We start from the raw sequence: 15,341 nt of genomic DNA on the forward strand, positions 1-15,341 counted from the left end.
CACAATTCCCTATTCACGAAAAAAGAGTAACGGATTGGACATACATGCGCAAATGATTGAATAGGCTAGAAACGATAAAATGCAATATGGCTTTCGTTGCCTTTTGCTTCTTTCTTCAATTTTGCCAGAACAACATCCAGATTTTCGAAACTGGGGGTGTTTTCTTCTCTTCCAGCGGTTAAATGCACAACGGCCGCACTGCAACTCATTAAGGGGAAACGCCGGACTTCTCCATGACGGTCTTTGCCTTCCAAATAACCTTGTTCACGGGCTTCTGCGTCATAGAAACTTTCCACATCACTGGCAAAATTGGTCAACAGGTCGGCCACTTCCCGGTCCACATCCCCTGTGTAGGATTGTTCAACTCCGATAAAGAAATCATCGCCGCCAACATGACCAAGGAACACGTCATCACGTTCGAATTTTTTGCGCATCAATTCTGCAAACAACATGATGGCCCGGTCACCTTGACGGAACCCATAGGCATCATTAAACGCCTTGAAATTATCCAAATCCAGATAGACCAGAACGCTTTCGCTATTTTGATCACTACAGGCTTGTGTCACAAAATTGGCGATGGACGAATTTCCCGGCAATTTTGTCAGCGGGCTGCTGTCGCGGGCCTGCGCCAAGTTCTTTTCATTAATTACACGCAATAAAGAACCTGCCGATAGAAAGCCGAGGTAGCTGAATTCTTTTACCAAAATAATCCCGTCGGGGCTTTCCGACAGACTGAAATTTTCCAAAATCGTCTGTGTCCCGGACTGAATGTCCGCCATCGGACACGGACTGATAAATTTGCGTAACGTCAACCCGGTTCCGCGGTTCGCAATCAAATCCTTGCCAAACGGTGAATAGGCATATTCCTTCAACATATGTTCCCGGATCACGCCCAACGGACTGCCAATTTCATCCACCACAGGGAAGAAGGTCATCTCCTTATTGCGGCGAAAGGCTTCAAAGACCGTATCCATTGTATCCGTCACCTTCAAAGGCGGGCGGTACTCGATCTGTTCATAAATGATCTGTGTATCATTCTCTTTTTCTTGGGATTTTCGCCGCCCGACATGGACAAGATCGGTATATTGCAGCTTTAAAGAACCGATTTCCGTTTGCGGCCTTTCCACATAATAGCCTTGCACCAAATCACAGCCGATTTCCTTGCAAATAACCAATTCGGCTTCGTTTTCCACACCTTCAGCAATGACAAAAATGCCGAGAACATGGGCCAAATCCACGATGGTTGCGACCATCAATTTACATTTTTTATCTTTTTCAATACCGCTGATAAAGGATCGATCGATTTTGATAAAATCCGGCTGATGTTCATGCAGCAGTTTCAGTCCTGAATAACCCGCCCCAAAATCATCAATCGCCGTACTGTAGTCTTCATCATAATAAAGGGCGAGGTTTTGTGCCGCCTGTTTCATGGACACTTCGTGACGTTCCGATATTTCCAGACAAAGGGCAGACGGCGGCAAACCGACTTCACGCAATAACGCCTTGGTTCCTCCGCGAAAATAATCAGGTGACGCGATAATACGGTTATCCAGATTATAGAACAACTTGGTGCGACTGGAGCGTGGCAAAGCGGCATATTTCGTAATCGCAAGGGAGCGCATCATCATATCGAAACGATGCAGGATCTTCAGTTCTTCTGCGCGGTCAAAAACTTCAAAAATGCTGGAAACACCCAGTTTCTCATGCCCGCGCAACAAGGCCTCATAACCAAAAACGGTCCCATTATTAATGTCCACGATCGGTTGAAAAGCGTAATCAATCTCGCTTTTTGCAAGTTCCAAATATGCCTTTGCCTCAAAGGTAGGATCTTCATGCCCCATCGGGGCAATATCGTCAAAATCAAACATCAGCGGTTCTAGTTTATGGTTATTTGTAAAATCCAAGGGAGCCTCGTTAAGCCTTCTTCTATACCTGCAAAGAAAGCGATCTAGAAGCCAAGGTCAATTGCCCAACCTGCGTTGTCACAGGACTATAATAAATCTGAAACAGAACAATCACGAGACTCGGACTTTACGTGCATAAAGGCTTTAAACTTATCCTTTGCGTTTACAAATAATCCGGTCATAGTATGCACATGGAAACGAAGTTGAACGAATCGATAGCTTTTAGCATCGACAGACAGGTCAGCCTGCTGGCCAATATGACCGCTCAATTCGCCAACACACTGAATGTTGACGAAACCCTGCGCAATGCCCTGTGTGAAATTACCGATTATATGAATGCAGAAGGTGGGGCGGTCTTTCTTATGGACGAAGCCACTCAAATCATCACCTGTGTCGCCTGTTACGGTGCAACGGAAATCACCGGATTAAAACTGGAATATGGTCAAGGGATCGTTGGAAAATCCGTTGCCAGCAACCAAGGTGCCTTGGTGCGCGATGTTAAAAACGACCCCGATTTTTATGGGGCGGTCGATGATCAAACCGGTTTCACAACCAAATCCATCCTCTGCGCGCCTCTCAGCGTCAAAGACCGCTGCGTTGGCGCGATTGAACTGGTCAATAAGAAAAAAGCCGACGAGCTGTTCGATGAAACAGACCTGAAAGTCTTGGAAACCCTCGCCTCATCTGCCGCCCTTGCCGTTATCAACGCCCGCATGGCACGCGCCTTGGTCGAACAGGAACGGGTGAAACGCGAACTGGAACTTGCTGCTGAAATTCAGCGCCGTTTTCTCCCCGATGCCCACGAAGCAGGCGATACTATTTTCGGTATCAACAAGCCTGCACGTGGGGTTTCCGGTGATTTCTTTGATTATTTCAAACTGCCTGACGGTCGTATTTATTTTGGACTGGGCGATGTCTCTGGCAAAGGGGTCAACGCTGCGCTTTTAATGTCGAAAACAGCGTCCCTGTTTCGATGTTTGGGCAAAACGGTTCGCGACCCCGGCAAACTGTTAGGCCGCATCAATGCCGAACTTTGCGAAACAGCGACACATGGCATGTTCGTCACGATGGTTGCCGGTATTTATGATCCCCGCCCGGGTTGCGAAGGTTTAATCCGTCTGGCCAATGCCGGTCACGAACCCGTCCTGTTATTTCAAAACAATACGTTCAAAACCTACGGTGCCGATGGTCCGCCTTTGGGGATTGTCCCGCCCTTACCCGGTGAAGATGGTGCTTATGATGAGGTTCAAGTCTTCCCGCAAGGCGGATCGCTTTATATTTATACCGATGGATTGACCGAAGGCTACACCCTGACTGGTCATCCCTTGGAAGCAGAAGGCGTGCAACAAATTTTGCGACAACACGCCCATGAAAGTTTAACGACCCAACTGGACCGACTTGTCGAAGCCGTTTCCCCTGACCCCAGCGCCCTGCGTGATGACGTGACCGTTCTGGCCCTGACCGATGCCTTGCGTCCGGTAAATGAAAGCGAAACCAAGGTCGGACAAAACGAAACAGACCATAGCGCGGAAAAAGACGGGGACTGGTTGATTGATTTCAAATTCCCCGCGCGCCCCGGCTGGATGAAACTGGCCCGCGCCTGTGTCCGTGAATCCTGTCAAAAAGTCGGTTGTGACGAAACGGACACAACCGATATTGTTTTAGCCGTCGATGAAGCCTGCCAGAATGTGATCCGTCATGCTTATGGTGGTCCCAGCGATGAAGAAATTGAACTCACTGTGCGTCAACGCCCCGGCAGATTGGTCTTTCGTCTGCGTGATTTCGCACCTATGCTTCCCCCTGGTTTTATCAAGCCCCGTGATTTGGAAGATATTCGCCCCGGCGGTCTGGGCACTCATCTGATTCAGGAAGTTATGGACGATGTCCAGTATTTACGCCCCACCCAAGGTGAGGGTAACTTGTTGAGATTAGTTAAAAATATAGATGTAAACAAAAAGGGCACATCCAAACAATGAATATAGAGACAAGAGAAATAAACGACATTGTCATTTTCGAACTGGACGGCGAAGTGGATCTGGAAACCTCGCCCACTTTGCGCAAAAGTTTATTGGCGCACGTCAATGTCGGCAAATCCGTCGTTGTCGGCATGAGCGGTGTTGCTTATATCGACAGTTCCGGTATCGCCAGTCTGGTCGAAGCCTATCAAACCAGTCGGCGCAACAACTCCGGCTTTATCCTCGCTGCAATTTCAGACAGCGCTATGCGCGTTCTACAATTGGCACGACTGGACAAAGTCTTTACAATACACACAACAATTGACGAAGCTGTGAGTTCACTCAGCAGCTAGAGGGTCGTCTTTTCGGGGATAATGAACATGAGCGAACAAGAGGCTGAACAAAGCCCGGTTGCAAAAAAAATAGAAAATGTCGGACGGACCACCATGGTCGGTGTGTCCGAAATTGGCTATTGCGCCTCTTTGATCTGGGAAAGCCTCTATTGGGCCTTCATGGGGAAATCTATGGGGCAACCTGTCCGCCTGCAATCCTTGTTCGCACAAATGATGGAAACCGGCATCCGCGCCATTCCGATTGTTGCAATGCTGGGGATAACGGTTGGTATGATGCTGGCCATTCAGGGTATCTACACCATGCGGATTTTCGGGGCCGAAAGCCATGTCACCATCGGCATTGCGTTTTCCGTCGTACGGGAATTTGCCCCCCTGATTACGGGAATTCTGGTGGCAGGCCGATCTGGTTCGGCACTGGCCGCGCGCATCGGAATTATGAACATCAATCAGGAAGTCGATGCCCTTTCCGTTATGGGAATTAATCCTGTGCGTTTTCTTGTCGCGCCTGCATTGCTGGCTATGGTGATCATGGTACCTTGCCTGACGTTCTTTTCCGATGTGATCGGATTATTGGGGGCCGGGATCTATGTCTCCCTTGATTTGGGCGTCAGCCTTGCCGCTTATTGGGATCAGGTCTTTGAATGGCTGCGAGTCGATGATGTCATGCACGGACTGGGAAAAAGCGTCCTGTTTGCCATCTTGATCGCCGTCATCGGGGTCGCCAATGGTGCCGGGGTCCGCGGCGGGGCCGAAGGGGTCGGTAAAGTCACTACCCGCGCGGTTGTTCAATCCATTTCAGCCATCGTTTTGACCGATATGCTGTTTGCCTTCATGGTGACACGATGACAAAACCGACAGAAACAGAACTACTCGCCCGCCCCAAAGTCATCGAGGTTGAAGACCTTGTCACCCATTACGGCGAACGCATGATCCTAAAGGGGATTTCAATGGATGTACGCGAAGGCGAGATTATGGTCATTATGGGTGGATCGGGTTCCGGCAAGTCCACCTTGTTGCGCCATTTAATGAGTCTGGAACACGCCACATCCGGCACCATGAAACTTCTGGGGAACAACATCGCCGATCTGGGTCTCAAAGACACATATGCCTTGCGCAAAAAAATCGGTGTGGCCTTTCAAGGCGGCGCTTTATTCAGTTCCATGACTGTTGGTGAAAACATCAAACTGCCGTTGCGTGAACATACCGATCTGGATGAATTCACGATGGACATCATGGCGCGTATGAAATTGGAAGTGGTCGATCTGGCAGGTTTTGAAGATTTAACCCCCAGCGAACTTTCCGGCGGGATGCTGAAACGCGCCGCCGTTGCCCGCGCCATTATCATGGACCCAAAATTGTTGTTTTTTGATGAACCCAGCGCAGGGCTTGACCCGGTCGTTGCCGCCCAACTGGATGAATTAATCCTGCGTCTGCGCGATGCAATGGGGATGTCCATCGTCGTCGTCACCCATGAACTGGACAGCGCCTTTCGCATTGCCGATCGTATTACCATGCTGGATCACGGTAATATTTTGATGATTGATACACCGGAAAAAATGAAAAATTCCGACAATACCCGCATTCAAAACCTGCTTAATCGACGTATTGAGGAAGAAGAACTCGATCCCGACGCCTATCTTCGTCGCCTAACCGGAGAGGACAGACAACATGAGCGCCCTTAAAAACGCCAAGATGAACTATATGATCGTTGGCAGTTTTGTCATCGCCTGTATTGTGTCATTGATCATTGCCGTCGCCCTTTTAAGTGGTCGCACGGGGGCGGTCGATACCTATTATACCTATTATGGAAAAGTTCAGGGCCTGAAATTTGGCACGCAAGTCGTCTATGAAGGTTATCCGGTGGGACAGATCGAACAAATCATTCCCGAAAAGCACAACGGGCGGATGCGGTTTAAAATTGAAATGAGCATTGCTGAAGGTTGGGATATCCCGGATGACAGTATTGCCGCTGTATCCTCAGCCGGTTTGCTCTCCGCCCTGACCATCAATATTCGTGCTGGCACCAGCAAAATACCGCTTAAGCCCGGGGACAATATCAGCGGTGTTGAAAATGCCGATCTTTTTGCCGCCATGTCCTCGCTTGCGGAACAAATCAGTTCCCTGATGGAAAGCGATGTCCGCCCTCTGTTGCTGAATTTAAACACTGCCGTCAACAGTGCCGCAATCTTGCTGGCCGAAGACGGCAATGACATGGCAAAACAGTTAAAAGGTATTCTTGATCAAATCGGAACACGCACCCCTGAAATCGCGGAAAACCTGACCAGTTTCAGTCAGGATCTCAACAGTTCTGGGAACGAACTCACCCAAATATTATCCGCATCCAATCGCGAAAAGATCAACCAGACCATCACCGAACTGGGGCAAATCGGATCATCATTGCAAAAAGCCGATCATATGATGACCAATATGGATAACATGGTGACCAATGGCAAACCGGAAATGGAAAAAACTATTGCCGATTTACGCTTTGTTATGGAAACACTGGCCCGCCATATCGATACGATTTCACAGAACCTTGAAGGCACCAGCCGCAATATGTATGAATTCAGCCGTCATATCCGACAAAATCCGGGGTTATTGCTTGGGGGCACACCGCCCAAAGACCGGGCAGAATAAAAGGCAGGGGAGAAGATCATTATGAGAAAGCATTTTCTGACAGGCACGATCATCGGCGCAACCGCCCTGATCTTATCGGCCTGCACACAACCGGAATTGCCTCAAGATCATTATTACAGATTAGAAATAACCCCGCCCAGCGCCGGTGAACTGAAACTCAACGGCATCTTGGAAGTTGAACGGTTTCGCGCTGATGGTCTGATTTCCGGTCGTCCGATTGCCTATAGCGAAGGTCATGGGCATCTGTCTGAATATCATTACCATTTCTGGGTGGAACCGCCGGTCGATCTGCTGCAGGACGCAATGGTCACTTTTTTACGTAAGGCCGGTCTCGCCACTCATATCGTCACACCGGAACTACGCATGAATGAAGATTACCTTCTAACAGGCAAGATCAAACGGCTGGAACGTGACCTTTCCGGGGACCCCAAAGTCGTTGTTGAGCTGGAAATCGGATTAAAACAAGTCGCAAACGATAAGATACTGGTTCTCAAGACCTACAAACGCGCGCTTGCACAAACCGGGGAAGGTGTGCATGGTAGCGTCGAAACGATCAATCGGGCCTTGTCCGATATCTATACACAATTCCTCAATGATGTGAGATAACCCGTGCCCAAACCGCCCATTCAACGTCGCCGTGGACGTCATAGCGCCAAGCCGCAAGGACCGTCCCTCCCTAAAGATCCGATGGAAGTTTCCATCTTCGGCATCGGCGCAAAAGGCGATGGTTTGGGCAAAGACGACTCCGGTCACGGTTATTACGTCCCTTATGCGGCAGAAGGCGATGTCTTAAAAGTTCGCATCACCGGTAAACGCGAAAATGACTATGTCGGTGACATCAGCGAAATTATCACCCCCGGTGAACATCGTATTAAAGCGCCTTGCCCGTACTATACCAAATGCGGTGGCTGTAACCTGCAACATATCGACAAGGAAGCCTATGCCCATTGGAAAAGCCACAAGGTTGCCGATAGCCTGAAACGCAGTCAAATCAGCATCAATCTGGATAAACCGGTTCTTGTTGGTCCTCATTGCCGCAGACGCGCCTCTTTCGCCGTTATGAAAAAAGGCAAAAAAATTCTCTTCGGCTTTAATGCCAAAGGCAGCCATCGGATTGAAGAAATCGACCACTGTCTGTTACTGAGCGATCCGTTGAATGCGCTGATCGACGCCCTGCGCAATTTGATGCCCTTAATTATGAAACGTGAAGGGCGCGGCGATATCATCGTCAATTATCCGGGCGAAGCCGCCGATATCGTTCTTGCCTTGCCCGGCCCGATGGAATTAAAGGCTCACCAACATCTGGTGACATTTGCAGAAAAGCACAATATCGGCCGTTTATCTTGGCAACAAGACGGTAAAGGCACACCGGAAACCATCATCCAACGTTGCGCTGTCACCACACAATTTGGGGATGCGTTGATTGAACTACCAACAAGTCCTTTCCTGCAACCCAGTAAAGAAGGCGAAATCGCCCTTGTGGAATTCGCCTTATCCGCCCTAAGGAACGAGAAAAAAATTCTTGATCTTTATGCCGGGTGCGGCAGTTTCACCTTCGCCTTGGCCAAAGTCGGTATTGTGCATGCGGTTGAAAGTCACGCCCCTGCCCTGAAAGCACTGGAATTATCCGCCGGTCGCGCTGGTTTAGGCGGGCGCATCACAACAGAAGTCCGTGATCTGGATCGTCAGCCTTTAATGGGTAAGGAACTGTCTAAATTTGATGCAATCCTGTTTGATCCACCCCGTGCCGGTGCCCGCGAACAAGCACGTTTTCTGGCCGAAAGCGATGTTCCTGTCATCATCGCGATTTCCTGTAATCCGGCCACCTTCGGGCGGGATGCTGTCGCCCTGATCGAAGGTGGTTATACGCTTGAACGGGTGATGCCTGTTGATCAATTCACATGGTCGGATCATGTTGAAGTCGCGGCGATTTTCAGAAAAGACCCCAAATAAGAAATCACCGCCCTTTTCATTATGAAAAAGGGCGGTGATACAGATCAGTCCTGATCTTTTTTCCCCGGACCGCCACTGCGCCCATTGGATAAAAACGCGACAATCCCACGCAGGGTTTGGACTTCCTGCAAGGTCAAATCAATCCGGGCAAAGATATTGCGGATATTGCGCACCATCGACGGGCGTTTGGCTTCAACCCGCAAAAAACCCGATGCATCCAGTTCACGTTCCAAGTGTTCATAAAAACCGATGACTTCATCCTTGGTTGCCGGACGGGCTGCTTTACCGCGCCCTTCAGGGATATAACGCCCTTCGGTATTGTCATTCATGGTAAACCATTCGTACCCGATCAGCAGAACAGCTTGCGCCAAGTTTAACGAGGAAAAAGCCGGATTTAACGGCAAATGTAAAATCGCATCCGCCAAAGCCACATCATCATTATGCAGCCCCTTGGCTTCTTTACCGAACAACACCCCGGTCTTCAGTTTTCTTGTGGCCAGTTCCACTGACTCGGTGGCGGCTTGACGCGGTGTGACCATCGGTTTGACCATATCGCGCGGACGCGCCGTTGTCGCATAGACAATTTCCAGATCCGCAACCGCATCCACCGTTGAGGTATAAAAACGCGCCCGATCCAATACCATGGTCGCACCGGAACTGCTTTTTTCCGCCTTATCACGGTCCCAACCTTCGCGGGGGTTAACGATCCGCAGGTCAATTAAGCCACAATTAAGCATCGCACGGGCCACCATCCCGATATTTTCCCCCAATTGGGGTTCTACCAGAATAATCGCCGGGGCATCATCCCGACAAAAATCAGCCGCTTCGGATTTGCGGCGACGATCAGTTCCCGCCATAAGCTTTCACACCCGCTTTATACAATCTGTAAACCAAACTATCGCGCAAGGCCTCATAAGACGCATCAATTATGTTGGAAGACATCCCAATTGTTGTCCATGTATTGCCTTCGCCATCCGCACTTTCAATCATAACCCGCGTGATCGCCCCGGTTGCCTTGTCCCCATTCAATATCCGAACTTTAAAATCAACCAGATGCAGTTTTTCAAGGTGCGGATAAAACGGGATAAGAATTTTGCGCAAGGCCGCATCCAACGCATTGACCGGACCGTTCCCTTCGGCCACATCCATGATCCGTTGATCCCCGATATACAGTTTCACAGTCGTTTCCGACATTTGTTTGACGTGAACGTGTTTGGCATCCCACACCCGTTCGTCAATGACGCGAAACGATTCCAAATGGAAATAATCAGGTACATTTTCCAACTTGCGTCGTGCCAGCAATTCAAAACTCGCATCCGCCCCGTCATAGGAATAACCGTTGCTTTCCAGTTCTTTGATCTCATCCAGAAGCGCGTTTACTTTGGCATCTTTGGGATCGACCTCTAAACCAACCTCGCGGAATTTGGCCACCAGATTGGAGCGCCCCGCCTGATTGGACATAATGATTGTGCGCTCGTTACCAACACTTTCCGGCTTGATATGTTCATAACAGCTTGGATCTTTTTCAATGGCAGAGACATGCAACCCGCCTTTATGCGCAAAGGCAGATTCCCCCACATAAGCCGCATTGCGGGCAGGGGCACGGTTCAGACGTTCATCCAACATGCGTGACACATGCACCAGACGGGTCAATCCGTCTTCACTGACGCCTGTTTCAAAACCCATTTTCAACATCAGGGACGGCAGGATGGAAATCAGGTTTGCATTGCCACAACGTTCGCCAAGACCATTTAATGTCCCCTGAATTTGGCGAACCCCGGCGCGCACCGCCGCCAGCGAATTAGCGACCGCATTACCGGTATCATCATGGCAATGGATGCCCAGATGCGTCCCCGGAATATGTTTGGTAACTTCCCCGACAATTTTTTCAATCTCGTCCGGCAACGTGCCGCCATTGGTATCGCACATAACGATCCAGCGCGCGCCTGCTTCATAAGCCGCCTTGCAGCATTGCAGCGCAAATTCCGGGTTTGCCTTGTATCCATCAAAAAAATGTTCCGCATCAAACATGGCTTCACCCGCCTTGTCTTTGACGTAGGCGATTGAGTCGGCGATCATCGCAACATTTTCACTGCGTTCGATTTCCAAGGCAACATCGACCTGAAAGTCCCAACTTTTCCCCACCAGCGTCACCGTTTTGACGCCCGTGTTCACCAACCCGTTCAACCCCGGATCATTATCCGCACTGCGCCCCGGGCGCCGCGTCATGCCAAAGGCAGACAGGGTTGCTTTTTTCAAGACGGGTGGTTTGGCAAAAAACTTGTCATCAGTGGGGTTGGCACCGGGCCAGCCGCCTTCAATATAATCAATGCCCAAACGATCCAGTTCAATCGCAATGGCAATTTTATCGGCTGTCGAAAAATCCACACCTTGCGTCTGTGCGCCGTCGCGCAACGTACTATCGTAGAGATAGACTCTGTTATCGTTGGTCATCATTTTTGTCCTATTTTTATCGAAGACGGGGAGAATGCAAAATTATTGGCAATTTCTCAAGTGTTCCTTTGATTTTTCGCCCATCTTTGCACTTTAAAACTTGTATGTTGTTTATACATTTGTATTTATAATAACTGTGGTTTAAAAAATAACTGATGTAATAACCAGAGAATAATAAACGGATAACCGAGAGGACTAGAGAGTGACGGAGGGCTTGAGCCCAGAGTTTGCGGCCTATCAAGACAAGGTCAAGGGCACCAATATCAGTGAAGAAACACTGCTGGCGACAGATTATCTGAACCATTTCAACGAAGTTGTGATGATGATCGATATGTTGCCGGACATGCCTGATTGTCTGGATATGGTCAAAGAATGGCAACCCAAACCCTACAAAGACCATTTCCGCGACAGCACCATTGCAGATAAAGATCTCGCTATCGAAGTCTACGACCATGTTCCGCCGCTTTATAAACAAGCGTTCGAGGACACCATCGCCCTTGTCGATATGAATATTTTTCAGGCTATTGCAGATGCCGAAGAGGCACTGGCCACAGGCGATATGGAATATTTACGTTTTAAAGTCAGCGAATCGGCACAGGAAATTCACCGCCTTCAAGACCGCCTCAGCGCCATTATTCACGGCACTGCCGATCTCAGCGGGGAAACGGAAAACGAAAGTCAGGTTACGATGGATCAAAGCGATATCGACGCCTTGTTCAATTAAGCCAACCATCTTATATCCTTAAAACATTCAGCTTTTTTATAATTAAACGCACGTCAGTCTTTTCTTTCGACGTTTCTTAGTCCATGCTACTAAAGTAGTAGCGAGGTTTCATTATGGGTACAAACGACAATCAGACCTATGAGGTCCAGATTTATATAAGCGGACGCTGGCAAGTCCATGCCCGATACCCTTATCACGAACGCATCCTCGCCGTTCGTGAAGCCAAGGATTTGGGTCTTGAGAAAAAGACATTCCCTGTGCGCGTCGTTCTGGAAGACTACAATCCTCGAACCGGACGCCATGAAGAACGCCTGATTTACAAAAATGGGATTAGCCCCGCTGATGTAGACAAGATTGCGAAAACCAAACGTGCAAACAGTTGGGCCAATATCGCGGTTTCCAGTAATGGGCGTGTCGGATACCTGAATGACGATATCGACATGTATCCGGATACTTCCGAAGACCCCCATACGCCCCTTAAGGCCAAAGTTTCTGCCCCGATGTTTCTGGGCATCTGGCTATCAATTATCAGTATCGGTGCTGGTGCGGGCGCGGCTGCAACGGCAATGTTATACCTGCTTATTCGCGCCTTTGATATTTCTCAGGCCGACAGTATTCAAAAATTCCTGCTTATGGGGATGTTTGCACTGGTGTTTATGATTGCGAGCAGTTCCAGCTATGCCCATTATACCAACCGTTTCGACCTGAATATTTTCAAAAAGCGTGTGCGTAAAGCAACACCACCGGAACCGACCAAAATTTCGCGCGACATGGCAAAAGCGGCTGAGGCAATTGACAAGGTCAAACCTGTTGTCGTTCCAAAGGAAACAGAAGAGCAGGACGAAGAGTTTAATATTTTTGACTTAAATCCTGCGACCGAAGAAACACCCCCGCTATCACAAAATGAGGTCGAGTTATCACAAGAAGGTCAGCAACAAAAAATGTTCCTGATCAACTTCTTAGGAACCTGCCTCGGTGCCCTGAAAGGCCCAGACAGCGGTATGGAAAACCTGAACCGGTTCGGGCTGAACATGTTTATGACCGGGGCTGTTTTACGACTGGCAAAAGACCACAACCTGCGCGAAGACGAAACACAAGTCATCCTGCACCGTATTATTGAAATGTTGGGGGCCAAACCCGATCAGGCCCAACGGTTTGAAGAAGAATACGAAAAATACCTGCAACATCCACGTCACTTGGCTTTGTTTGAAGAAAGCGGAAAAATCGCGGCCCGCTTTGCCGATGGCGATCAATCGGCACCGCTGTATATTCGCTCCGTCATGGAAGAATGGGTCAATTGGAAACCCGCTCAGGAAATGCCACAAAACCCCAATTTGTTAACTATTATGTTTACCGACATGGTCGGTTCCACCGATCTGGCCACAAAACATGGGGACTACGCAGCACAAGAAGCCTTGAGAAACCATGACCTTACCGTTCGAACGGCCCTGACCAATTTTGAAGGTAAGGAAGTCAAACATCTTGGTGACGGCATCATGGCATCGTTTCAAGATTGCGATCTGGCTTTACAAGCAGCCATCGAAATTCAAAAACGCGTAGAAGGCAATAACAACGCCAACCCGGAATTCCCCTTCCAACTGAGAATCGGCTTACATATGGGGGAACCGATTAAAAAGAATAACGACTTGTTTGGTTCTGCCGTTCAGTTGGCAGCACGCATTTGTAACAAAGCAGAAGGTAATCAGATTGCAATCTCCCAAGATCTAAAAGATGTCTTTGGTGATCAGCCAGTTTACACCTTTATGGATCAGGGCCTGCAAAAATTAAAAGGGTTTGAACAGCCCCAACCGATCTATCTGCTGGATTGGAAAGCGCCGCCCCTTACCTATGACGACATTAATCTGGAAGAAACCATAAACCCGCAAAGCGGCGATAGTGAGGGCGAGGAAAACCTTCCTCCCCATCTGAGCGCACCTGTCAGTACAGATGGAATTGCCCCGGATATGAGCGTACATGTCCTCAAGGCACCGCCCAAACAGGATAAGGGGTTCAATATGGGTTTTCCAATGACCCCACCCAAGGCAAAACCGACACAAACGTCAGCAAACAGTGCCCCTGCAGAACCTACGCCAGATAAAACAAAACAGGCTGATTAAGACCGATCCAGTTGATAGGCCCGATCATGTTTTAAGGATGGAATTTTCCCGCGCGTTGCCGCAACCACATCCACCTCAATATCGGCGATCAACACACATGGTTCATCTGCCCCTTCGGCCAAAACTTCGCCCCACGGGTTGATGATCAGCGAATGCCCGTATGTTTGGCGGCCCCCTTTATGCTCCCCGCATTGTCCGGGTGCAATCACATAGCAACCTGTTTCAATGGCGCGTGCCCGTAAAAGGACTTTCCAATGGGCCTCACCCGTTTGCTTGGTGAAAGCCGCAGGAACCGTAATAATATTGGCCCCCGCCTGTGCATAATCGCGATAAAGATGGGGGAAACGGACATCGTAGCAAATACTCATGCCCAGTGGACCCCACGGAGTTTGCGCCAGAACCGCACGATCCCCACCATCAAATGTGTTGGATTCCCGATAGCTTTCGCCACCGGCCAGATCCACATCGAACAGATGAATTTTATCGTATTGCCCGACAATTTCGCCCTGATCATTCAGCAAAAAACAGCGGTTGGCGACTTTACCATTTTCCAAACGGACGGCGAGTGACCCGATTAAAATCCAGCTTTTCGTTTCAACGGCTAAATCACGAAAGGCACTCAGACCGGGGTGTTCGGCTTGCGGATAAGATTTCGCAATAACGTTTTCACCGCCGAATTCCATCATGGCAACATTTTCCGGCAGGCAAATCAAGTTCGCGCCTTGCGCTGCTGCTTTGCTTACCATATCGCCAGCTTTGGCAATATTAGTATCCATATCATTGCTGGCATTTACCTGTACACAGGCGGCTTTGAATAACGTCATTTTCTTCATTCACCTTTTATGAGGCCAATTTCGGGTCCAGTTTTCCGGCGCGCTCCAATGCGTACATTTCATCACACCCGCCGATATGTTCATCATTGATAAAAATCTGCGGAACGGTATAGCCCCCGTTGGCCCGCTTCATCATATCCTGTCGCAAATTCGGCGCGGAGTTTACATCAATTTCTTTATATCCCACACCCTTTTCCTGCAACAACGCCTTGGCGCGCAGGCAATAAGGACACGTGCGGGTCGTATATATTTCGATTTTAGTCATTCGTATCTCTGTATCTTCGTCTGTTTGTGTATCTGATATAGCATCATTTACAACTTTTGCCAGATCAAGTTCGCGTGACCGGTTCGTGAGAGCCCCCTTCACAAACGCATACATCACACCACGAAAAAACACCCCGCCACCCCTCA

14 protein-coding genes are annotated in these 15,341 nt (G+C 49.1%); 9 read left to right on the plus strand and 5 right to left on the minus strand.

Translation table 11 applies throughout. From position 1 onward, the window contains the following. Positions 1 to 65 precede the first annotated feature (65 nt). The gene (locus tag ACN0VA_RS05310; protein ID WP_417820141.1) at positions 66 to 1,904 is read right to left on the minus strand and encodes a GGDEF domain-containing protein; all 1,839 of its coding nucleotides are present in this window, start codon (positions 1,902 to 1,904) and stop codon (positions 66 to 68) included. Between the two features lie 203 nt (positions 1,905 to 2,107). On the opposite strand from ACN0VA_RS05310, the gene ACN0VA_RS05315 reads away from it, so the two are divergent. From ACN0VA_RS05315 to ACN0VA_RS05345, 7 genes are read left to right on the plus strand one after another with little or no spacing between them, the layout of a single operon-like run. Beyond that, positions 2,108 to 3,880, plus strand: coding sequence for an ATP-binding SpoIIE family protein phosphatase (locus ACN0VA_RS05315; RefSeq protein ID WP_417820142.1), 1,773 nt, complete (start codon positions 2,108 to 2,110; stop codon positions 3,878 to 3,880). After that, positions 3,877 to 4,212, plus strand: a complete 336-nt coding sequence (locus ACN0VA_RS05320) for an STAS domain-containing protein (protein WP_417820143.1) — start codon at positions 3,877 to 3,879, stop codon at positions 4,210 to 4,212. The genes ACN0VA_RS05315 and ACN0VA_RS05320 overlap by 4 nt, the downstream gene beginning before the upstream one ends. A 27-nt stretch (positions 4,213 to 4,239) precedes the next feature. Continuing rightward, entirely contained in the window at positions 4,240 to 5,058 is an 819-nt protein-coding gene (locus ACN0VA_RS05325; protein ID WP_417820144.1) for an MlaE family ABC transporter permease, read from the plus strand. Beyond that, positions 5,055 to 5,894 (plus strand): ABC transporter ATP-binding protein, encoded by an 840-nt coding sequence (locus ACN0VA_RS05330; protein WP_417820145.1) that lies wholly within the window; start codon positions 5,055 to 5,057, stop codon positions 5,892 to 5,894. The genes ACN0VA_RS05325 and ACN0VA_RS05330 overlap by 4 nt, the downstream gene beginning before the upstream one ends. Beyond that, a complete protein-coding gene (locus tag ACN0VA_RS05335) occupies positions 5,881 to 6,849 on the plus strand; it encodes an MlaD family protein (RefSeq protein WP_417820146.1) in 969 nt (322 codons plus the stop codon). The genes ACN0VA_RS05330 and ACN0VA_RS05335 overlap by 14 nt, the downstream gene beginning before the upstream one ends. Positions 6,850 to 6,870: 21 nt before the next feature. Beyond that, complete coding sequence (locus ACN0VA_RS05340; RefSeq protein WP_417820147.1) at positions 6,871 to 7,455, plus strand: ABC-type transport auxiliary lipoprotein family protein; 585 nt, start codon at positions 6,871 to 6,873, stop codon at positions 7,453 to 7,455. 3 nt (positions 7,456 to 7,458) lie between these two features. Further along, positions 7,459 to 8,802, plus strand: coding sequence for a class I SAM-dependent RNA methyltransferase (locus ACN0VA_RS05345; RefSeq protein ID WP_417820148.1), 1,344 nt, complete (start codon positions 7,459 to 7,461; stop codon positions 8,800 to 8,802). Positions 8,803 to 8,846: 44 nt separating this feature from the next. Here ACN0VA_RS05345 and ACN0VA_RS05350 read toward each other — a convergent pair whose 3' ends face one another. Both ACN0VA_RS05350 and cimA read right to left on the minus strand, forming a co-directional pair. After that, positions 8,847 to 9,659: an RNA methyltransferase gene (locus tag ACN0VA_RS05350; RefSeq protein ID WP_417820149.1), complete on the minus strand. Its 813-nt coding sequence runs from the start codon at positions 9,657 to 9,659 to the stop codon at positions 8,847 to 8,849. Then, entirely contained in the window at positions 9,646 to 11,259 is a 1,614-nt protein-coding gene (gene cimA, locus ACN0VA_RS05355) for a citramalate synthase (protein ID WP_417820150.1), read from the minus strand. The genes ACN0VA_RS05350 and cimA overlap by 14 nt, the downstream gene beginning before the upstream one ends. Positions 11,260 to 11,458: 199 nt before the next feature. Here cimA and ACN0VA_RS05360 point away from each other — a divergent pair, with 199 nt between their 5' ends. Together ACN0VA_RS05360 and ACN0VA_RS05365 are read left to right on the plus strand one after the other, a co-directional pair. Beyond that, positions 11,459 to 11,980, plus strand: coding sequence for a hypothetical protein (locus tag ACN0VA_RS05360; protein ID WP_417820151.1), 522 nt, complete (start codon positions 11,459 to 11,461; stop codon positions 11,978 to 11,980). Between the two features lie 113 nt (positions 11,981 to 12,093). Then, complete coding sequence (locus ACN0VA_RS05365) at positions 12,094 to 14,097, plus strand: adenylate/guanylate cyclase domain-containing protein (protein ID WP_417820152.1); 2,004 nt, start codon at positions 12,094 to 12,096, stop codon at positions 14,095 to 14,097. On the opposite strand, the gene ACN0VA_RS05370 is transcribed toward ACN0VA_RS05365, so the two are convergent. Both ACN0VA_RS05370 and grxC read right to left on the minus strand, forming a co-directional pair. Beyond that, positions 14,094 to 14,921 (minus strand): carbon-nitrogen hydrolase family protein, encoded by an 828-nt coding sequence (locus ACN0VA_RS05370; protein WP_417820153.1) that lies wholly within the window; start codon positions 14,919 to 14,921, stop codon positions 14,094 to 14,096. The genes ACN0VA_RS05365 and ACN0VA_RS05370 overlap by 4 nt on opposite strands. Positions 14,922 to 14,937: 16 nt before the next feature. After that, a complete protein-coding gene (grxC, locus tag ACN0VA_RS05375; protein ID WP_417820154.1) occupies positions 14,938 to 15,327 on the minus strand; it encodes a glutaredoxin 3 in 390 nt (129 codons plus the stop codon). Positions 15,328 to 15,341 lie beyond the last annotated feature (14 nt).

Origin of the sequence: Terasakiella sp., assembly GCF_048267425.1 — a bacterium.
In the GTDB taxonomy this organism is placed as follows: domain Bacteria; phylum Pseudomonadota; class Alphaproteobacteria; order Rhodospirillales; family Terasakiellaceae; genus Terasakiella.

What these genes read in the sequence shown, in the direction of transcription:
- ACN0VA_RS05320 (WP_417820143.1), top strand. Translation starts at nt 3,877, where the DNA reads ATGAATATAGAGACAAGAGAAATAAACGACATTGTCATTTTCGAACTG.
- ACN0VA_RS05325 (WP_417820144.1), top strand. Translation starts at nt 4,240, where the DNA reads ATGAGCGAACAAGAGGCTGAACAAAGCCCGGTTGCAAAAAAAATAGAA.
- ACN0VA_RS05330 (WP_417820145.1), top strand. Translation starts at nt 5,055, where the DNA reads ATGACAAAACCGACAGAAACAGAACTACTCGCCCGCCCCAAAGTCATC.
- ACN0VA_RS05335 (WP_417820146.1), top strand. Translation starts at nt 5,881, where the DNA reads ATGAGCGCCCTTAAAAACGCCAAGATGAACTATATGATCGTTGGCAGT.
- ACN0VA_RS05340 (WP_417820147.1), top strand. Translation starts at nt 6,871, where the DNA reads ATGAGAAAGCATTTTCTGACAGGCACGATCATCGGCGCAACCGCCCTG.
- ACN0VA_RS05350 (WP_417820149.1), bottom strand. Translation starts at nt 9,659, where the DNA reads ATGGCGGGAACTGATCGTCGCCGCAAATCCGAAGCGGCTGATTTTTGT.
- cimA (WP_417820150.1), bottom strand. Translation starts at nt 11,259, where the DNA reads ATGATGACCAACGATAACAGAGTCTATCTCTACGATAGTACGTTGCGC.
- ACN0VA_RS05365 (WP_417820152.1), top strand. Translation starts at nt 12,094, where the DNA reads ATGGGTACAAACGACAATCAGACCTATGAGGTCCAGATTTATATAAGC.
- ACN0VA_RS05370 (WP_417820153.1), bottom strand. Translation starts at nt 14,921, where the DNA reads ATGACGTTATTCAAAGCCGCCTGTGTACAGGTAAATGCCAGCAATGAT.